Below are 17,665 nucleotides of genomic sequence, written 5' to 3'. Positions count from 1 at the left end.
TATGGCGGGCCGGCGCGGGCCGCCGCGGCCGATCCGGCCGAAGCTTGACGCGGATCAAGCCGGCCGCGGCCGTCGCCGCGGCGCTTGCCCGCCGTCAAGGCGGAGCGCCTGGGCCGAGGCCTAGCATGGCGTCCTCGTCCCTACCCGGAATCCGCGCCATGACCGATGCCATCGCCCGCCTGATCCACGAGCACCATACCTGCGACGACCTGCTGGAACGGGTCGAGGCCGCCGCCCGCCGGGCCGACTGGCCGGCCGCGCGCGACCACTTCCATGAGGCCGAGCAGGCCATGCTCGGCCATTTCGAGCTGGAGGAGGAACGGCTGTTCCCGGCCTTCGAGCAGGCCACCGGCATCGTGCACGGCCCGACCGCGGTGATGCGCGAAGAGCACGAAGCCATGCGCGACCTGCTGGAGAACTGCCGCAGCATCCTGCTGCTGGAGGACGCCGCGGCGCTGCAGGCCGAGCTCGACACCCTGTTCATCCTGGTGCAGCAGCACAACGTGAAGGAAGAGAACGTGCTCTACCCGCTGTGCCGCGCGCGGGTGCCGGGGCTGGCGGCGCTGCTGGCCGAGCCGGCGCCGGCCCAGCCGGCATGAGTGCGCCGGCCAATCTCGACTTCGAGCTGGCGCCGGCGCCCAGCGTGGTGTTCGGCTGCCTGTTGCCGGCGCCGTGGGTCGGGATCGCGGCCGGCCTGCTGCTGGCCTTCGGCCCGGTCGAGGGGTTGCCGCACCGCTTCGCGCCGCTGAGCCTGGCGCTGGTGCATGTCGTCGCGGTCGGCATGCTGCTGCCGGTGATGCTCGGCGCGCTGTTCCAGCTGCTGCCGGTGCTGGCCGGCGTGCCGGTGCCGGCCGCGCGCCATGTCTCGCCGCTGGTGGCGCCGTGCTGCATTGCGACCGCGGCCGGCCTAGCTTGGGGCTTCATCGGCGGCGATCCGCGCGGCTTCAGCCTCGCCGGCGGCGTGGCGCTGGCCGGGCTCGGCACGGTGGCGCTGTTGCTGGCGATCGCCGGCCGGCGGGTGGCGGTGGTCAATCCCAGCACCCGGGTGCTGCGCCGCGTCGGCTGGGCGCTGGCGGCCACGCTGGCGCTGGGCGCGGCGCTGGCCGGCGTGTTCGGCTATGGCTGGGCGCTGCCGCTGGCCACGCTGCTCGACCTGCACCTGGCCTGGGGCCTGGGCGGCTGGCTAGCGGTATTGCTGGCCGGCGTGGCGGCCACCGTGCTGCCGATGTTCTGGCAGGCGCCGCGGCCGTCGGCCGTGTTCGAGCGGTTGCTGCCGTGGGCGGTCTGGCTGCCGCTGCTGGCCGGGTTCGCCGAGCTGGCCGGCCAGCTTCTGCCGTGGCGCCCGCTGGCGCTGCTGGCCCTGGCCGCATTGGCCGCGATCGGTTGCTACGCAGTGCTCGCTGCGCGGCGGCGCCACGACCCGGCCTGGCCGCTGTGGCTGGCCGCGGCGTTTTCCTGGCTGGCCGCCGCGCTGCTGGGCCTGGCCGCGCCGTGGCTGCCGGCGGCCTGGCCGTTGCCGTGGTGGATCGGCGTGCTGGCCCTGGTCGGCGGCGGCGTGCTGCCGGTCAACGCCATGCTGGGCAAGATCATTCCCTTCCTGGCCTGGCTGCACCTGCGCAAGCGCCTGCCGGCGCGGGTGCGGGTGCCGCCGATGCAGGCCTTGCTGCCGCCGGCGGTGCAGCGTGTGCAGGTGGGTTTGGTGCTGCTGGCGTGGGCGGGCTTGCTGGCGTTGCCGCTGGCGCCCGATCGGCTGGCCGGGCCGGCGGGGATCGCCTTCGCGGTTTCGCAGGGTTTGCTGGGCGGCATGTTGTTGCACGTGCTGGGGCAATTCGTGCGCTTGCGGCCGCGAGGTTGATGCGCCAGTCGAGGTTGATGCGTTGGCCGAGGTTTCACTGCACCACCCTCTCCCCCGGGAGAGGGCAGGGTGAGGGAGCGGCGGTTCAGCATAGCGCTGTCAGTGATTGATTCGACCGGCGCTCCCTCACCCCGGCCCTCTCCCGGGAGGAGAGGGGGAGACAGCGCCATCTCATACGCCTGCGGTTTGGATTCCAATCATCGAACCACGAGTCATCTGCTTTCTGCCTCCAGGCCCGGGCGGTTGAATGCCAGTCCGGTTTGCCCCATTTTTCCTGCCAATCGTACCCTTCGCCAAGCCTTGACCCAGGACAAGGCCGCCTGCCGGCCGCCTGCCTAGACTGCCCGCCATGCACACCTCACAACCCATGGAACTGGTGGCCCCGGCCGGCAGCCTGGCGGCGCTCAAGGCGGCCTTCGAGGCCGGCGCCGACGCGGTCTACCTCGGCCTGCGCAATGCCACCAATGCGCGCAACTTCGCCGGGCTCAACTTCAGCGAGGCCGACATCCGCAGCGGCGTGGCGCTGGCCCGCAAGCTCGGCCGCAAGGTGCTGTTCGCCATCAATACCTTCCCGCAGCCGGGCCGCACCCATGAGTGGCGCGCCGCGGTCGACGCCGCCCACGATCTGGGCGCCGACGCGGTGATCCTGGCCGACCCCGGCCTGCTGGTCTACGCCCGCGAGCGCTATCCCGAGCTGCGGCTGCACCTGTCGGTGCAGGGCTCGGCCACCCATGCCGATGCGATCGAGCTGATGCGCGAGCAGTTCGGCATCCGCCGGGTGGTGCTGCCGCGCGTGCTGACGCTGCAGGAGGTCGACCGGCTGGCGCGGCAGACCCAGGTCGAGATCGAGGTGTTCGGCTTCGGCAGCCTGTGCGTGATGGCCGAGGGCCGCTGCCTGCTGTCCAGCTTCGCCACCGGCGATTCGCCCAACAACAAGGGCGTCTGCTCGCCGGCCCACGCGGTGCGCTGGCACGAGCGCGACGGCCGGCTCGACGCGCGGCTCAGCGGCATCCTGATCGACCGCTACGCGCCCGGCGAGCCGGCCTCCTACCCGACGCTGTGCAAGGGCCGCTTCGAAGTGGAAGGCCGGGCCGACCACGCGCTGGAGGAGCCGACCAGCCTCAACGCGCTGGCGCTGCTGCCGCGGCTGGCCGAGATGGGCGTGCGCGCGATCAAGATCGAAGGCCGCCAGCGCAGCCCGGCCTATGTGGCCCAGGTGGTGGCGACGCTGCGCGCGGCGCTCGATGCCGCCCATCTCGCGCCGGCCCGCTATGCCGTCAAGCCCGACTGGCAGGCCCGCCTGGCGCGCCATGCCGAAGGTTCGCAAACCACCCAGGGAGCGTTCGACCGACCATGGAAATGACCGCCTGCAGGATCGCGCTCGGCCCGCTGCTGTACTACTGGCCCCGCCAGGCGGTGCTCGATTTCTATGCCGCCGCGGCGCGGAGCGCGGCCGACATCGTCTACCTCGGCGAGACCGTGTGCAGCCGCCGCCACGAGCTGCGGCCGGCCGACTGGCTGGCGCTGGCCGGCGACCTGCGCGCCGCCGGCAAGACCGTGCTGCTGTCCAGCCCGACCCTGGTCGAATCGGTTGCCGAGATCGGCCAGATCCGCCGGCTGGCAGCCCAGGCCGACTATCCGGTCGAGGTCGGCGAGGTCGGCGCGATCCGCGCGCTCGGCGGCCGGCCCTTCGTCGCCGGCCCGCACCTGAACGCCTATCACGGCGCCACGCTGGCCTGGCTGGCCGGGCAGGGCGCCATCCGCTTCGTCGCGCCGCTGGAACTCGATCGCGCCGGACTGGCCGCGCTGCTGGCCGAGAAGCCGGCCGGGCTGGAGGCCGAGGCGATGGTGTGGGGCCGCATGCCGCTGGCCTTCTCGGCGCGCTGCTTCACCGCTCGCCACTTCCACCTGCGCAAGGACGAATGCGGCTTCCGCTGCATCGACTACCCGGACGGGCTCGACCTGCGCACCCAGGAGGCCGGCGAATTCCTGGCCATCAACGGCATCCAGACCCAGTCGGCGCAATGCCTCGACCTGCTGGCCCAGGCCGCCGAGCTGGCCGCCTTGGGCGTCGCGGTCTGGCGCGTCAGCCCCCAGTCGCAGTGCACGCTGGAGGCGGTGGCCGCGCTCGACCGGGTGCGCCGCGGCGAACCGGCCGGGACGGTGTCGCCGCCGCCCGGCATCGGCCGCTGCAACGGCTACTGGCACGGCCGCGCCGGCATCGCCTGGCAGGAGGCCGCATGAAGCTGCCCCGTCCGCCCGCCGCGCTGGTCCGGTTGGGCCGCCGCCTGCCGCCGCCTGTTCTGTCGCTGCATTTCGCCGCCGGCCTCGCGCTGGCGCACCGGCTCGGCTGGCTGCGGCCGCCGGCCGAGCTCGACGGCCGCCGCTTCGCCATCGAGCTGACCGGCCTCGGCCTGCGCATTCCGTTCCGCTGCCGCGGCGGCGCCTTCCGGCCCGACTGGGGCGGCGGCGCGGCCGATCTCGAGCTCGGCGCCGAGGCGGCCGACTTCCTCGGCCTGCTGCGCGGCGAGACCGACGCCGACACGCTGTTCTTCCAGCGCCGGCTACGGATCGGCGGCGACACCGAGCTGGGACTGATCGTGAAGAACTGGCTGGACGCCGCCGAGCGGCCGGCCTGGCTGATGCCCTGAACCGCCGGAGACCGCCATGAATCCGCTCGAACGTCCGCTCGTCTATGCCTGTTCCGGCTGCTCCAGCGTGGCGCAGCTGGCCAACGACCTCGCCATCGCGCTCGATCGCCAGGGCGAGGCCGAGATGTCCTGCATCAGCGGGGTCGGCGGCGGTGTGCCGATGCTGGTGAAGCTGGCCCGCAGCGGCCGGCCGATCCTGGCGCTCGACGGCTGTGCGCTGGCCTGCGTGGCGGCCTGCCTGGGCAATGCCGGCGTGCAGCCGGACGTGCATCTGGTGCTGAACCGGCTCGGCGCCAAAAAGCGCTATCACAGCGACTGCGCCGACGAGGAGCGGCAGGCGGTGTGGCTGACAGTCAGCTCCGCTGCGCGCGATCTACGGCGGGTGGCGGGCAGGGGAGCGGAGGGTGTACGGGCAGGGGAGCCTGCGTCGATGGCGGCTGTGCCCGTTGTGCCGGTGGCGGCGGGGTACGACAGCGCGGGCTGACACGGCTGTGATTTGAATGCAGCGGAAAGTCATGGCAATGCCCGTATGACGACTGACCGTGGCGTTTCACTACCTCACCCTCTCCCACCGGGAGAGGGCAGGGTGAGGGAGCGACGGTTCAGGATCTCGAATGCAGGTCAGTGGTGGCACTGTCTTAAAGCCCCTCTCCCGTGCACGGGAGAGGCACCCATTTCTGCCATGCAGAAATGGGGAGGGGCGCCCGGCGTAGGGTGAGGGCTGCGGTTTGATGGACCAGCCCTCATCCGGCCTTCCAGGCCACCTTCTCCCGCGCGCGGGAGAAGGGAAGGGCGCCCGACCGGCAGTGCGGTGCTCGAAGGGCGCTCCCTCACCCTGGCCCTCTCCCGGGGGAGAGGGGACGACAGGGCACTCGGACGTGGCTGCGGTTCGAATTCGAAGTGGTATTGGCAATGCCAGCATGACGACCGACCGTGACGCTTCACTGTCCCACCCTCTCCCCCGGGAGAGGGCAGGGTGAGGGAGCGACGGTTCAGGATCGAATGCAGGTCATTGGCGGCACTGTCTTAAAGCCCCTCTCCCGTGCACGGGAGAGGCACCCATTTCTGCCATGCAGAAATGGGGAGGGGCGCCCGGCGTAGGGTGAGGGCTGCGGTTTGATGAACCAGCCCATCATCCGGCCCTGCGGGCCCCCTTCTCCCAAGACCGGGCAACTTGGACTGCCGCCCGCGCGCGGGAGAAGGGAGGTGCAGCGCGCGGCTGCCCGTATCGCGCCCAGCGCGCGCATCCCTCATCCAGCCCCTCTCCCCGCCGTTCTAGGCCCACGCCCATTTCCCCGGGGCCGTTCCCCACCCCATCCTCCCACTTCCTTGACCTGGAACAAGGCCGCCCCACCCCGGCCTCGGCACACTAACGATAACTATTCTCACCAAGGAAACGCACCATGAGCCGCCCCCTCGTCCGCCTGCTTCCGCTCGCCATGCTGCTGCTGCACGGCGCCGCCCAGGCGCTGGAACATCCGATCGGCAGGCCGCAGACCGGCGGCGGGCTGGAGGTCGCCGCGGTCTATCTGCAGCCGATCCGGATGGAGCCGGCCGGCATGATGCGGCCGGCGGCCGAGTCGGACATCCACCTCGAGGCCGACATCCACGCACTGGCCGACAACGCCAACGGCTTCCCCGAAGGCAGCTGGGTGCCCGGCCTGACAGTGCAGTACCAGCTGAGCCGCGACGGCAAGCCGGTCGCCGACGGCGACATGCACGCCATGGTGGCCAGCGACGGGCCGCACTACGGCGACAACGTCAAGCTGGCCGGGCCGGGCAAGTACCTGCTCACGCTGAAGGTGCTGCCGCCCGGCACCGGCGGCGCCCATTTTGGCCGCCACGTCGACAAGGAGACCGGCGTGGCCGCCTGGTTCGCGCCGTTCACGCTGAAATACCCCTTCATATTCGCCGGCACCGGCAAGAAGGGCGGCTACTAGCCGGTCGCCGCCATGCCCATCCTGCGCGCCCTCCTGCCGGCACTGGTCGCCGCGGCCGCCGCCGCGGCCGAGCTGCCCACCTACACCGTCACCGCGGCCGGCGGCCGGCTCAGCCCGGCGCGCCAGGTCGCGCCGGCCGGCCAGCGCATCAAGCTGGTGCTGATCAACGCCGGTCCCGGCCCGGTCGAGTTCGAGAACCTGCGGCTGCGGGTCGAGAAGGTGCTGGCGCCGGGCGCGCGCTCCTTCGTGGTGCTCAATCCGCTCAAGCCCGGCGACTACGCCTTCATCGACGAATTCCATCCCGGCGGCGGCCAGTACGTGCTGTCGCTGCAATGAGCCCGCCATGATCCAGGCCCTGTTCGTCCTCTGGCGCGAATCCGCCGAAGCCCTGCTGGTGATCGGCATCCTGCACGCCTGGCTGCGCCGGCACGGCGACGCGCGCCACGCGCTGCGCTGGCTGTGGGCCGGCGTGGCGGCCGGCTGCGGCCTGTCGGCGCTGTTCGCCGCCGCCCTGCTCGGCCTGTTCGCCAGCCTGGCCGGCGAGGCGCTCGAGTGGGTCCAGCTCGGCATGATGCTGCTGGCCAGCGGCCTGATCGTGCACATGGCGGTATGGATGCGGCGGCAGGGTCCGCAACTGCGGCGCTCGCTCGAAACCGGCCTGGCGGGCCGGGCCGGGCCGGGCGTCGCGCTGCTGGCGGCGCTGGCGGTGGCGCGCGAGGGCAGCGAGACGGTGGTGTTCCTCTACGGCCTGGGCCTCGAGCGGCTGCCGGTAGGCCAGCTGGCGCTCACGCTGCTGCTGGGCCTGGCGCTGGCGGCGGCGACCTACTGGCTGCTGCAGCACGGTGGCCGCCGGCTGCAGTGGCGCACCTTCTTCCGCATCAGCGAAACGCTGCTGCTGCTGCTGGGCGGCGCGCTGCTGCTGGCCGCGGTCGAGAAGCTGACCATGCTGGGCCATCTGCCCACCCTGGTCGACGAGCTGTGGGACAGCAGCTGGCTGCTCGACGACGGCGGCGACTTCGGCCGCCTGCTGGCCGGCTTCACTGGCTACCGCACCCATCCGGCGCTGAGCCCGCTGCTGGCGCTGGCCGGCTACTGGCTGCTGGCGCTCGCCTGGCTACGGCGCTCGAGCCGGGCATGACCACCGGCGGCGCCCGGCTGACCCGGGCCGGACTCTGGCTGCGCCGCCACGGCGGCGCGATCCGCGCCGTGCAGTGGGCCGTCGTCGCCGTCTACGCGATCCTGCTGGTGCTGCCGGCGCTGTTGCCGCTACCGCCGGCCGAGGCCGGCCTGCTCGATCACCTGGCCGGCTGGGCGCAGCTGGCGTTCTGGGGCCTGTGGTGGCCCGGTGTGATCGCCTCGATGCTGCTGCTCGGGCGCAGCTGGTGCGGCCTGCTGTGCCCCGAGGGCATGCTGTCGGAGTGGGCCAGCGGCCACGGCCGCGGCCGCCGCGCGCCGGCCTGGCTCAAGTGGCCGGGCTGGCCGCTGGCGGCCTTCGTGCTCACCACCGTCTACGGCCAGTTGGTCAGCGTCTATCAATATCCGCGGCCGGCGCTGCTGGTGCTGGGCGGCTCCACCGCCGCGGCGATGGCGGTGGGCTACCTGTACGGCCGCAACAAGCGCGTCTGGTGCCGCTACCTGTGCCCGGTCGGCGGCGTGTTCGGCCTGCTGGCCCGGCTGGCGCCGCTGCATTACGAGGTCGACCGCGCCGCCTGGGATGCCCGGCCGGCGCGCTCGGCCACGCCGATCCCGCTCATCCCGGTCAATTGCGCGCCGCTGATCGACATCCGCCGCATGGACAGCGCCAGCCAGTGCCACCAGTGCGGCCGCTGCGCCGGCCAGCGCGGCGCGGTGCACCTGGCGGCCCGCCCGCCCGGCCGCGAGATCGCCCGGCTGCGGCCCGAGCAGGCGCAGCCGTGGGAAGTGGCGCTGCTGCTGTACGGCCTGATCGGCGTCGCGGTCGGCGCCTTCGGCTGGAGCGGCAGCCGCGGCTTCGTGGCGGTGCGGCAGGCGCTGGCCGGCTGGCTGGTCGAGCGCGAGGCCGGCCTGGGCCTGCTGGCCGACGACGCGCCGTGGTGGCTGCTCACCCACTACCCGGCGCTCAACGACAGCTTCACCTGGCTCGACGGCCTGCTGATCGTCGGCTACATCGCGGCGGTCGCGCTGGCGCTGGGCAGCGCGCTGTGGCTGTGCCTGGGCTGGGCCGCGCGCCGGCTCGACGCCGACTGGCGGCCGCGGCGGCTGCAACTGGCCTACAGCCTGACGCCGCTGGCCGGGCTGGGGCTGTTCGTCGGCCTGTCCGCCACCAGCCTGAGCCAGTTGCGCGGCCTCGGTTACCCGCTGCACGGCCAGTCGACGCTGCAGGCCGGCCTGCTGGCGCTCGGCCTGGCGTGGAGCCTGGGGCTGGCCTGGCGGCAGATGGCGGACCGGCGCCCGGCGCAACGGCTGGCGGCGCTGTCGATGCTGGTGCCGGCGCTGGTGCTGGTCGGGGCGGCGTGGCGGCCTCTGCTGCATATCTAGTGGCCGGCGCTTCGGACGACGAGCGCCGATCGGTTCCCGTAGGTCGGGCATGAAGCCCGACCTGCATGGCGAGCGCCGGGCGCGCGTCCGTGTCGGAATCGCCGTCGTTCCGACAATCGCCGAAGACCGGCCAAACGCTTGAGTCGGGTCAATTCCAGCGCGGCTCCGGCTGGCTAGAGTGTCCGCCGTCGATCTCACCGGATGCGCCGCTGTGTTCCGCACTCCACCCGTCCCTGCGGACTTCTCCACCGTCGTTGTTGCCCGCAGCCCTGGCGCGGCGGACCCGACCGCTGGCTGCTGCACCGCCGGCTGGGCCTGCCGATCGCGCTGCTGGTGTTCGGCCTGGCCGCCGACCTGGCGCTACGGCTCGGCGCCGCCGCCGTGCCGGCGGTCGTGGCGACGGCCGATGCGCTGGGCGCGACCGCGCTCCTGCCAGTGCCGGCCAGCCTGCGACCGGCGGCCGCCGTGCTGGCCGGCGGATCGAGGTTGCTGGCCATCTGGCTGCCGGCGCTGATCGCGTTCGAACTGATCCTGGCGATGCTGCGCGACTGCGGCTACCTGGCCCGCGTCGCCTGCCTGATCGACCGCGCGCTGTGGACGCTGCGGCTGCCGGGGAGGGCGTTCGCGCCGATGCTGGCCGGTGCGGAATCGACCGTCCCGCGCCGCTGCGGCAACGCGGCCGAGCGCGCGACGGCCTGCGCCTTGCTGCCGCAGGCCGTCGCCGGCTGGCCGGTTTGCCTGCTGCCGGCTGCGGTGTTCTGGCCGGATTGGGGCGGCCCGGCGGCGCTGGCCGGCTACCTGGCGGGGCTGGCCGCGGCGCTGGTCGCCGCGCTATCGGCGCAGGCCTGCTGGCCCGGCCGGCCCGGATGGCCGCCGCTGCCGCGGCCGACGCTGCCGGCCTGGCGCCGGCCGAGCCCGGCACGGGTGCTGCGTACCGCTGCACGGCGGCTGGCCGGCTTTCTGGCCGGGTCCTTGGTCGTGCTGGTTGCCGGCTCGCTGCTGGGTGTCGCGGTGGCCTGGCTCATGGGCGGATCGATGGCGACGGGATGGGCGCCGTCGGTGTCCGGGCGAGCCGGCTTGCCGCAAGTGCTGTTCGGCCTGCCTGGCCTGCTGGCTTTGCCGGCGTTGTGCGCAGCGGTCGGCAAGTGCAGGGCGGTGGTTGCGGCCGCCGCCTGGCTAGGCGCGGCCGCGCTGTCGTGGATGGCTGGGCACTCGGCATGGCCGGCATGGGGTGCCGGCCTGCTGGTGGTCTAGCCCGCGGGCGGCCGTCGCCGGATCGCGGGCTCGACCCGAGCCGGCCCTTCACAGCAGCACTCCCGGATTGAACAGCCCGTCCGGATCGAGCATCGCCTTGATCTGCCGCATCAGGCTGCGCTCGACCGGATCGTGGCAGGCGTCGGCCGTGGCGATGCGCAACCGGCCGATGCCGTGCTCGGCGCTGATGTCGCCGCCGTGGCGGGCCACCAGTTCGAACAGCAGCAGGTTGGCGCGCGTCTCGAGCTCGGCCTGTTCGCTGCCGGGCGGCAGCGACAGGTTGAAGTGCAGGTTGCCGTCGCCGACGTGGCCGAACACCACCGGCTGCGCCTCGGGCAGCCGCTGCGCCAGCAGCCCGGCCGCCTCGGCCAGGAAGGCCGGGATGGCGCCGATCGGCAGCGCCAGGTCGTGCTTGATCGACGGCCCCTGGCGCACCTGCGCGGCCGGGATCAGCTCGCGCAGCGCCCACAGCGCCTTGGCCTGGCTGCCGTCCTGCGCCACGGCCGCGTCGTCGCAGCCGGCGCCCAGCAGCAGTTCGGCCAGCCGTTCGGCCAGCACGGCGTCGGCCTCGCCGCCGCTCAGCGCGATCAGCACGGCGTAGGGCGGCGGCTCGGCGAACGGCTGGGCGACCGCCGCGAAATGCCGCGCCAGCAGCGTCAGCGCGGAGCGGTCGATCATCTCGAAGGCGGTCAGCACCTCGCCGGCCGCCGCCTTGGCGCGGTCGAACAGCGCCAGCACCTGCGCGGCGTCGTCGAGCGCCACCATCGCCACCGCCTGGCCGCGCTCGGCCGGGAACAGCCGCAGCGTGGCGGCGGTGACGAAGCCCAGCGTGCCCTCGGCGCCGATGAACAGCTGCTTGAGGTCGTAGCCGACGTTGCGCTTGCGCAGCGTATGCAGGCCGCGGTGGATGCGGCCGTCCGGCAGCACCGCCTCGAGGCCGAGCACCAGTTCGCGGGTGGTGCCGTAGCGCTGCACCTGCAGCCCGCCGGCATTGGTGCCGACCAGGCCGCCCAGGCGGGCGCTGCCCGAGGAGCCGAGCCACAGCGGGAACAGCCGCCCGGCCGCCTCGGCGGCGGCGCGGATGTCGTCGAGGATGCAGCCGGCCTCGGCGGTCAGCGCATAGCCGGCCGGGTCGACCTGGCGGATGCGGTTCAGTCGGTCGCAGCCCAGCAGCAGGCTGTCCGCGCGCATCGGCGTGGCGCCGCCGACCAGGCCGGTGTTGCCGCCCTGCGGCACGATGGCCACGCCGTGGGCGCGGCAGCGGTCGACGATCTCGGCCGCCTGGTCGGCGCTGTCCGGCAGCGCCAGCGCCAGCGCCTGGCCGTGCAGCCGCTTGCGGGCGTCGATCAGTCGCGGCGCCAGCCGGCCAGGGTCGACGACCAGGCCGGCGGGCGGGAGGAAGGTGGCCAGTTCGGCCAGCAGGGGATGGGTCATGGCGGTCTCGCACGAAGGATGAAGCAGCTTGGACGGCCGGCGCGCTTCATGCCAGCCAGCCGACCGGTTGGGTGAAGGCCAGCAGCCCGTCCTGCCCCAGGGTACTGCCGTGACCCGAGGCGCCGCTGCCGGCGAAGGGCAGCTCGAAGCGGCTGCCGGTGCGGCGGTTGAAGCAGACCACGCCGGCGCGCAGCCGCCCGGCCAGCCGCTCGGCGCGCGCGGCGTCGGCGCTCCAGACCGCGGCGGCCAGCTGCTGGCGCACGGCGCCGGCCAGCCAGCCGGCCTCGTCGTCGTCGCGCGCCACGGTGACGGCGGCGACCGGGCCGAACAGCTCCTCGTCGAAGGCGGCCATGCCGGGCTGCACCTCGGCCAGCACGGTGGCCGGGAAGTAGTCGCCGCGGCCGCCGCCGGCCCGGCCGCCGAGCAGGCAGCGGGCGCCGGCGGCCAGGCTGGCGTCGACCTGGGTCTGCAGCCGCTGCCGTTGCGCGGCATTGGCCAGCGGCGCCAGCGTATCGCCGCAGCGGTAGCGCGCCATGGTCTCGCACAGGAGTTCGACGAAACGCTCGGCGACCGCCTGGTGGACGATGAAGCGCTTGGCGGCGGTGCAGGCCTGGCCGGCGTTGAGGCAGCGGCTTTCGGCCGCCGCGGCGGCCGCGGCGGCCAGGTCGGCGTCGTCGAGGATCAGGCAGGGATTGTTGCCGCCGAGTTCGAGCACGGCCGGCTTGAGGTGGCGGCCGGCCAGCGCGCCGAGCCGGCGGCCGGTGCGCTCGCTGCCGGTGCAGACCAGCATCGCGACGGCCGGATCGGCCAGCGCGCGGCGGGTGCCGGCCTGGTCGAGCCACAGGCATTGCACCAGGCCGGGCGGCAGGACGTCGCGGCAGATCGCCTCGACCAGCGCGCTGGTGCGGGCCACGCCGGGCGCCGGCTTCACCAGTACCGCGTTGCCGGCGGCCACCGCGGCGGCCAGCGGCCGCAGCATCTGCCAGACCGGGTAGTTCCACGGCGTCACCGCCAGCACCGGGCCGATCGGCCGGCGTCGCAGCCGGCCGGTGCCGTTGCGCTGCTCGGCCAGCCATTCCGGCGCGCGCTCGGCCAGGAAGCGGCACCAGTTGGCGGCGCGCTGGATTTCGTCGGCGGCCTCGGCCGGCAGCTTGCCCATCTCGCGGCCGATGCTGGCGGCCAGCGCCGGCGCGGCCGCCTCGAGCGCGGCGGCGAGCCGCAGCAGCGGCGCGGCGCGCGCCTCGGCGGCCGTCGCGGCCCAGCGGGCCTGGGCCGACTCGGCGATCGACAGCGCCAGTCCGAGCGCCTCGGCCGGCCAGGCGGCGCGCGCGGCGAACACCTCGCCGCTGCGCGGATCGCGCGAGACGAAGGCGGCGCCGTGCGAGGGGGCGCTCACTCAGCCCCGCTGCAGCCGCAGCCCCCACCGCCGCCGCAGCCGCCGGACGCGGCCTGATGCTGATGTTGATGCTGCGGATGCACCGAGAAGTCGATCACCACCTGCGCCTCGTCGTGCTCGACGTAGTGGACGCGCACCTGGTCGCGGTAGCGCTGGCCGATCTGCTGCAGCAGCGGCAGCGGGTCGTGGTCGTTGACGAAACGCATGGTCTCGCCCTCGCGCAGCGCTTCGAGCGCGCCGAAGATCGCCGCGTGGCGGAAGCGCTTGGCGACGCCGCGGGCGTCGAAGAGGAAGGTCTGTTCGCTGACGATGCCGGACATGGCGGACTCCGTGGAAACGAGTGGATGGTGGCCCGATGCTAGGTCCGCCTGCGGCCGGCCGCCTTGAGCGAGGACAAGCCCCGCGCGGCCGGCGCCTAGATTTCGTACTGCCCGACCGCCTTGCGCAGCCGCGCCACCACCGCATGCAGGTAGCCGGCCAGCGCGCCGGTCTGGCCGACCTGGGCGACGCTGCGCTCGGTCAGCCCGGCGATGCGCTCGATGTCCCGGGCCAGCTGGTGCATCGCCGCCTGCTGCTCGGCGGTGGCCTGCGAGATGTCGCCGATCATGCGCAGCGTGCCGGCCATCTCGGCCTCGATCCTTTGCAGCGCAGCGGCGGCCTCGCCGGCCAGGCCGACCCCGTCGGCCGCCTGGCGCGCGCCGTGGCGGATGCCGAGCACGGCCTCGCCGGTGCGGTCGCGGATGTCCTGCAGCAGCGCGCCGATCTCGCCGGTGGCCTGGCGGGTGCGTTCGGCCAGCTTGCGCACCTCGTCGGCCACCACCGCGAAGCCGCGGCCCTGCTCGCCGGCGCGGGCGGCTTCGATCGCGGCGTTCAGCGCCAGCAGGTTGGTCTGTTCGGCGATGCCCTGGATGGTGGCGGTGATGCGGCTGACCTCGTCCGAGCGCTGGCCCAGCGATTCGACCTGGCCGGCCGAGCCGCGCACCGTCTCGGCCAGCGAGGCCACCGCGCGGCTGGCGGCTTCGGCGATGCGATGGCCGGCGAGCGAGGCCTGCTGCGCCTGCTCGGCGGCGTCCTGGGTGGCCTGGGCGTGGGCCGCCACGGCGCCGATCGAGACGGTGACCTGTTCGATCGCGGCGGCCGCCGAGCTGCAGGCAGCGTGCTGCACCCGGGCCGCGTCGGCGGTGTCGCCGATGCCGGCATGGACCTCGCCGGCGGCGTAGCCGACCTGGCCGGCGACGTCGCCCAGGCCCTGCACGGTGGCCTGGATCGACGAGGCGAAACGGTCGGCCCGGCGGCCCAGTTCGCCGACCAGATCGTGCCGTTCCAGCGTCAGCCGGTGGCGCAGGTCGCCGCTGCCGAGCAGGCCGCCGAGCCAGTCCGACAGCCCGGCCAGGTCGCGCTGCAAGGCCGGCAGGTAGGCCAGCAGGTGATGCAGCGCGTAGGCCAGCGCGACGGCGGCCAGCGCCCGCAGCGGCCAGGCGCCGCCCTGCGCCAGCACCGCCAGGCAGGCCGGCAGCGGCAGCAGCGCGGCCAGCAGCAGGCGCACGCGCAGCGACAGCAGCCCGGCCAGCCGCGCGCGGCGGCGGTCGACCACCCGGCCATGCTCGATCGCCAGCGTGGCGTCGCCGGCGCGGATGCGCGCGTAGGCCGCCTCGGCGGCGGCGATCTCGGCGCGGCCGGGCCGGCTGCGCACCGACTGGTAGCCGACGATGCGGCCGTCCTCGCGCACCGGCGAGGCATTGGCGATCACCCAGTAGTAGCCGCCGTCCTTGCGCCGGTTCTTGACCACGCCGCGCCAGGGCAGGCCGGCCTTGAGGTCGCACCACAGATCGGCGAAGGCCTCGGCCGGCATGTCCGGGTGGCGCACCAGGTTGTGCGGCCGGCCGATCATCTCGGCGCGGTCGTAGGCGCTGATGCGGGCGAAGGCCTCGTTGGCCTCGACGATCACACCCTTCAGATCGGTGCGGGAATAGATGAACTCGCCGTCGGGCAGGACGGTTTCGAGGTCGTGGACGGGAAGATTGCGTTTCATGGGCGGGACCCGGCGTGGCTTCCTCCCGCGGTGTCGGTATCGGCGTGCGGCGCTCTGCGGGCCGCTTGCCCGGCGGCCGCTCAGCGGCCGTACAGCAGGGCCTCCAGGGCGGCGGCGTCGAGCAGCTGCACGTCGCGGCCTTCGACCGCGATATAGCCCTTGCCGCTGAGCTGGCCCAGCAGGCGCGACAGCGTCTCCGGCGTCAGGCCGAGCTTGGAGGCCACCACGTTCTTGTTGACCGAGAGGTGGATCTGGCCGTCCTCGCGCGGCTGCCGCAGCAGGTAGCCGGCCACCCGCTGGGTGGCGTTCTGCAGGTTGACCGCCTCGATGTCCTGCACCAGCGCGTGCAGCCGCAGCGACAGGCCGGCCAGCATGCGGCGGGCGAACGAGGGATCGTGGTCGATGGCGGCGTAGATGTCCTGCTTGTCGATCCACAGCAGCAGGGTGTCCTCCAGCGCCTGGGCCTGCACCATGTAGGGCTTGTCGAGGAACATCACCGCCTCGCCGAAGGCCTGGCCGGCGGTGAAGAACTCGAGCACCTTCTCCTGCCCGCTGGGCGAGGGGATGGCCAGCTTGATGGTGCCGACCGCCACCACGTAGAGCCCGTTGGCCGGATCGCCGCGCTGGAAGGCGAAGCCGTGCTTGGCGATGCGCACCTCCTGGCAGGCGCGCGCCATCAGCGCCAGCTGGCGGGCGTCCAGGTTGCGGAACAGCGGCAGGTGGCCCAGCAGGGCGCCGGTATCGAGTCGGTTGGCCATGGCGGGCTCCGGTGGGTGGGCGAGGACGGACTCATGCTAGGGCGCGACCCGGCGCGGCGGTATCGGCCGGAATGGCTAGTCAGGTCGGCAGGCGGCAAGCGGTGCCTGCCTGACCCGATCTTGCCGAAGTCGACACCGTTCAATGCTGGCATCGCCCAATGGAAAAGGCCGGGGAGCCCCGGCCTTTCTCTGATTCCGCTTCGTCGGATTCGACGAGCGTGCCTTCGTGTGCGCTTACCGCATCGCCGCCCGCGCGGCATCTGCGAGAAACCCCGACCGCGTCGACCCGTGGGCACGGGCGTATTCGTCGATCCGCGCAAGCAAGCGGCGCGGCAAGGTGATGTTGATCTTCTCGGCCTTGCCGTCGAAGCGGGTCACGTCCACCTCGACGACGGCCCACACGCCGGCGGCGTATTCGGGGTTGGCGCGATGCTCGGCGATCGCGCCGGCTACCGGCACCTCGCTGCCTTCTTCGACCAGGCCCTCGAGGTGGAGGTCGATCGCTTCGGCCACGCTGTCGAGCGCCTCGTCGAAGGTATCGCCGGCCGAAAAACAGCCGGGAAGGTCGGGCACCGTCACGCCGTAGCGGACGCCGTCATCGGTATGCAGTACTACGGGAAAACGCATGGTGAGCCTCTCTATTTCCATCCCGCTTGCTTGCGGATCGAGTTCAGCGTGCCGGCGGGAATGTCGCCGTCAGGATGCTTGACCGTCACCAGGCCAGGCTTGGTCGGATGCTTGAACTGGTGATGCGAGCCCTTCACTCGGGCCAGGAACCAGCCATCCGCCTCAAGCTGCTTGATGATTTGCTTGCTGTCCATGGTGGTTATTATAACTACCAGAAAGGCGGCGCCAACAAGCCTCGTTGACGCTACATGGCGTGTTACGTACCTCGATCAACGCAATGACGATGCGGCCGAGTCCGCGGCACCAGCGCCTCCATGATAGTCACCCTTGGCAGTCGCCTCAGCGATAGTCGAAGCCGTCGAACCACTCGCGCAGCAAGTCCAGCGTGTCGTCGCTCAGGCAGGCGGCCGGGACCGCGCCGGGGCTGCTGCGGCGCGCCTGTACTGCGTAGTGGCGCACGCCGCGCTCGGCCAGCTCGCGCGCCAGCTCCAAGAGTTCGGTCTCGCTCAGCCATTCCGGGTCCCAGGTGGTGCGGCATTCGAACGCGCAGTCCGAGGCCAGCAGCATCTCCAGGCTGACCGCGGCCGGCCAGTAGCTGCGGCTGCGGCCGGTCAGCGCGTCGTAGCCGTCGGCGCGGGCCTTGATGTCGAGCCCGACCCAGTCGAGTAGCGGCAGCACCGTCGCCAGCCGGCCCGGGTAGATGCCGGCGCTGTGCAGGCCGACCTGGAAGCCGAGCGACTTCACCGCCGCCATCAGCTCGGGCAGCCGGCTTTCCGACAGCGGCTCGCCGCCCGAGAACACCACCGCGTCGAGCAGGCCGCGCCGGCTTTCCAGCCAGCCGTACAGCTCGGCCCAGCGGTAGGCGGCGTGGCGCGTCTGCAGGTGCGGGTTGTGGCAGTAGCGGCAGCGCCAGGGGCAGCCGCCGATGAACAGCACGGCGCTGAGCCGGCCGGGCCAGTCCACGCTCGAGAACGGGACCAGCCCGGCCACCGCCGGCTCGCCGGCGCCGACCACGGCCGGCGCCGGCGCGACCAGGCGGATCGGGATGGCGTCAGCGCGCGCTGGGCGGTTCGTGGAAGAAGCGGCGCTCATTGAATTCTCCCTGCTTGCCGGTATTGAACGAGCCGACCGGGCGGTGGTAGCCCATCACCCGGGTCCAGATCTCGCAGCGGGTGCGGCGGCTGTCGTCCGGCACGGTGGT

General features: G+C 73.1%; 20 protein-coding genes. 11 read left to right on the top strand and 9 right to left on the bottom strand.

Features of this window, described 5'->3' with window-relative positions; genetic code table 11:
• Positions 1 to 158: 158 nt before the first annotated feature.
• The 11 genes from H9L41_RS14785 to H9L41_RS14735 all read left to right on the top strand — a co-directional run bounded on the left by H9L41_RS14785 (position 159) and on the right by H9L41_RS14735 (position 10,217).
• Positions 159 to 599, top strand: coding sequence for a hemerythrin domain-containing protein (locus H9L41_RS14785; RefSeq protein ID WP_028444470.1), 441 nt, complete (start codon positions 159 to 161; stop codon positions 597 to 599).
• A complete protein-coding gene (locus H9L41_RS14780) occupies positions 596 to 1,855 on the top strand; it encodes a hypothetical protein (protein ID WP_028444469.1) in 1,260 nt (419 codons plus the stop codon). Before H9L41_RS14785 ends, H9L41_RS14780 begins: the two co-directional genes overlap by 4 nt.
• Before the next feature lie 349 nt (positions 1,856 to 2,204).
• Positions 2,205 to 3,218, top strand: a complete 1,014-nt coding sequence (gene ubiU, locus H9L41_RS14775) for a ubiquinone anaerobic biosynthesis protein UbiU (protein ID WP_034605857.1) — start codon at positions 2,205 to 2,207, stop codon at positions 3,216 to 3,218.
• Complete coding sequence (locus H9L41_RS14770) at positions 3,209 to 4,099, top strand: U32 family peptidase (RefSeq protein WP_028444467.1); 891 nt, start codon at positions 3,209 to 3,211, stop codon at positions 4,097 to 4,099. The genes ubiU and H9L41_RS14770 overlap by 10 nt, the downstream gene beginning before the upstream one ends.
• A complete protein-coding gene (gene ubiT, locus H9L41_RS14765; protein WP_028444466.1) occupies positions 4,096 to 4,506 on the top strand; it encodes a ubiquinone anaerobic biosynthesis accessory factor UbiT in 411 nt (136 codons plus the stop codon). The genes H9L41_RS14770 and ubiT overlap by 4 nt, the downstream gene beginning before the upstream one ends.
• Before the next feature lie 16 nt (positions 4,507 to 4,522).
• Complete coding sequence (locus H9L41_RS14760) at positions 4,523 to 4,990, top strand: putative zinc-binding protein (protein WP_084299684.1); 468 nt, start codon at positions 4,523 to 4,525, stop codon at positions 4,988 to 4,990.
• Positions 4,991 to 5,909: 919 nt separating this feature from the next.
• Positions 5,910 to 6,446 carry an iron transporter gene (locus H9L41_RS14755; protein ID WP_034605854.1) on the top strand — a complete coding sequence of 179 codons (537 nt, stop codon included), beginning with the start codon at positions 5,910 to 5,912 and terminating at the stop codon, positions 6,444 to 6,446.
• A gap of 12 nt (positions 6,447 to 6,458) precedes the next feature.
• On the top strand, positions 6,459 to 6,782 hold the full coding sequence (locus H9L41_RS14750) for a cupredoxin domain-containing protein (RefSeq protein WP_028444464.1): 324 nt from the start codon (positions 6,459 to 6,461) through the stop codon (positions 6,780 to 6,782).
• A gap of 7 nt (positions 6,783 to 6,789) precedes the next feature.
• Positions 6,790 to 7,584: an FTR1 family iron permease gene (locus tag H9L41_RS14745; protein WP_028444463.1), complete on the top strand. Its 795-nt coding sequence runs from the start codon at positions 6,790 to 6,792 to the stop codon at positions 7,582 to 7,584.
• Positions 7,581 to 8,963 carry a 4Fe-4S binding protein gene (locus H9L41_RS14740; protein WP_028444462.1) on the top strand — a complete coding sequence of 461 codons (1,383 nt, stop codon included), beginning with the start codon at positions 7,581 to 7,583 and terminating at the stop codon, positions 8,961 to 8,963. Before H9L41_RS14745 ends, H9L41_RS14740 begins: the two co-directional genes overlap by 4 nt.
• A gap of 201 nt (positions 8,964 to 9,164) precedes the next feature.
• Complete coding sequence (locus H9L41_RS14735; protein ID WP_187523438.1) at positions 9,165 to 10,217, top strand: hypothetical protein; 1,053 nt, start codon at positions 9,165 to 9,167, stop codon at positions 10,215 to 10,217.
• Positions 10,218 to 10,265: 48 nt separating this feature from the next.
• On the opposite strand, the gene H9L41_RS14730 is transcribed toward H9L41_RS14735, so the two are convergent.
• The 9 genes from H9L41_RS14730 to nrdD all read right to left on the bottom strand — a co-directional run bounded on the left by H9L41_RS14730 (position 10,266) and on the right by nrdD (position 17,659).
• Complete coding sequence (locus tag H9L41_RS14730; protein ID WP_028444460.1) at positions 10,266 to 11,651, bottom strand: FAD-binding oxidoreductase; 1,386 nt, start codon at positions 11,649 to 11,651, stop codon at positions 10,266 to 10,268.
• A 46-nt stretch (positions 11,652 to 11,697) separates the two neighbouring features.
• A complete protein-coding gene (locus H9L41_RS14725; RefSeq protein ID WP_034605852.1) occupies positions 11,698 to 13,047 on the bottom strand; it encodes an aldehyde dehydrogenase family protein in 1,350 nt (449 codons plus the stop codon).
• Complete coding sequence (locus H9L41_RS14720) at positions 13,044 to 13,367, bottom strand: DUF2249 domain-containing protein (RefSeq protein ID WP_187523437.1); 324 nt, start codon at positions 13,365 to 13,367, stop codon at positions 13,044 to 13,046. The genes H9L41_RS14725 and H9L41_RS14720 overlap by 4 nt, the downstream gene beginning before the upstream one ends.
• A gap of 95 nt (positions 13,368 to 13,462) precedes the next feature.
• Positions 13,463 to 15,079, bottom strand: coding sequence for a methyl-accepting chemotaxis protein (locus tag H9L41_RS14715; RefSeq protein WP_028444458.1), 1,617 nt, complete (start codon positions 15,077 to 15,079; stop codon positions 13,463 to 13,465).
• An 80-nt stretch (positions 15,080 to 15,159) separates the two neighbouring features.
• Positions 15,160 to 15,837, bottom strand: a complete 678-nt coding sequence (locus H9L41_RS14710) for a Crp/Fnr family transcriptional regulator (RefSeq protein WP_028444457.1) — start codon at positions 15,835 to 15,837, stop codon at positions 15,160 to 15,162.
• Between the two features lie 234 nt (positions 15,838 to 16,071).
• Complete coding sequence (locus tag H9L41_RS14705; protein WP_028444456.1) at positions 16,072 to 16,464, bottom strand: type II toxin-antitoxin system HicB family antitoxin; 393 nt, start codon at positions 16,462 to 16,464, stop codon at positions 16,072 to 16,074.
• Positions 16,465 to 16,475: 11 nt separating this feature from the next.
• Positions 16,476 to 16,658: a type II toxin-antitoxin system HicA family toxin gene (locus H9L41_RS14700; RefSeq protein ID WP_028444455.1), complete on the bottom strand. Its 183-nt coding sequence runs from the start codon at positions 16,656 to 16,658 to the stop codon at positions 16,476 to 16,478.
• 145 nt (positions 16,659 to 16,803) lie between these two features.
• Positions 16,804 to 17,556, bottom strand: coding sequence for an anaerobic ribonucleoside-triphosphate reductase activating protein (locus H9L41_RS14695; RefSeq protein WP_028444454.1), 753 nt, complete (start codon positions 17,554 to 17,556; stop codon positions 16,804 to 16,806).
• Positions 17,516 to 17,659, bottom strand: a complete 144-nt coding sequence (nrdD, locus tag H9L41_RS14690; RefSeq protein ID WP_265583798.1) for an anaerobic ribonucleoside-triphosphate reductase — start codon at positions 17,657 to 17,659, stop codon at positions 17,516 to 17,518. Before nrdD ends, H9L41_RS14695 begins: the two co-directional genes overlap by 41 nt.
• Positions 17,660 to 17,665: the final 6 nt, after the last annotated feature.

It is taken from the genome of Chitinimonas koreensis (assembly GCF_014353015.1).
GTDB lineage: Bacteria > Pseudomonadota > Gammaproteobacteria > Burkholderiales > Chitinimonadaceae > Chitinimonas > Chitinimonas koreensis.
This window is presented reverse-complemented; position numbering and strand designations above follow the sequence as displayed.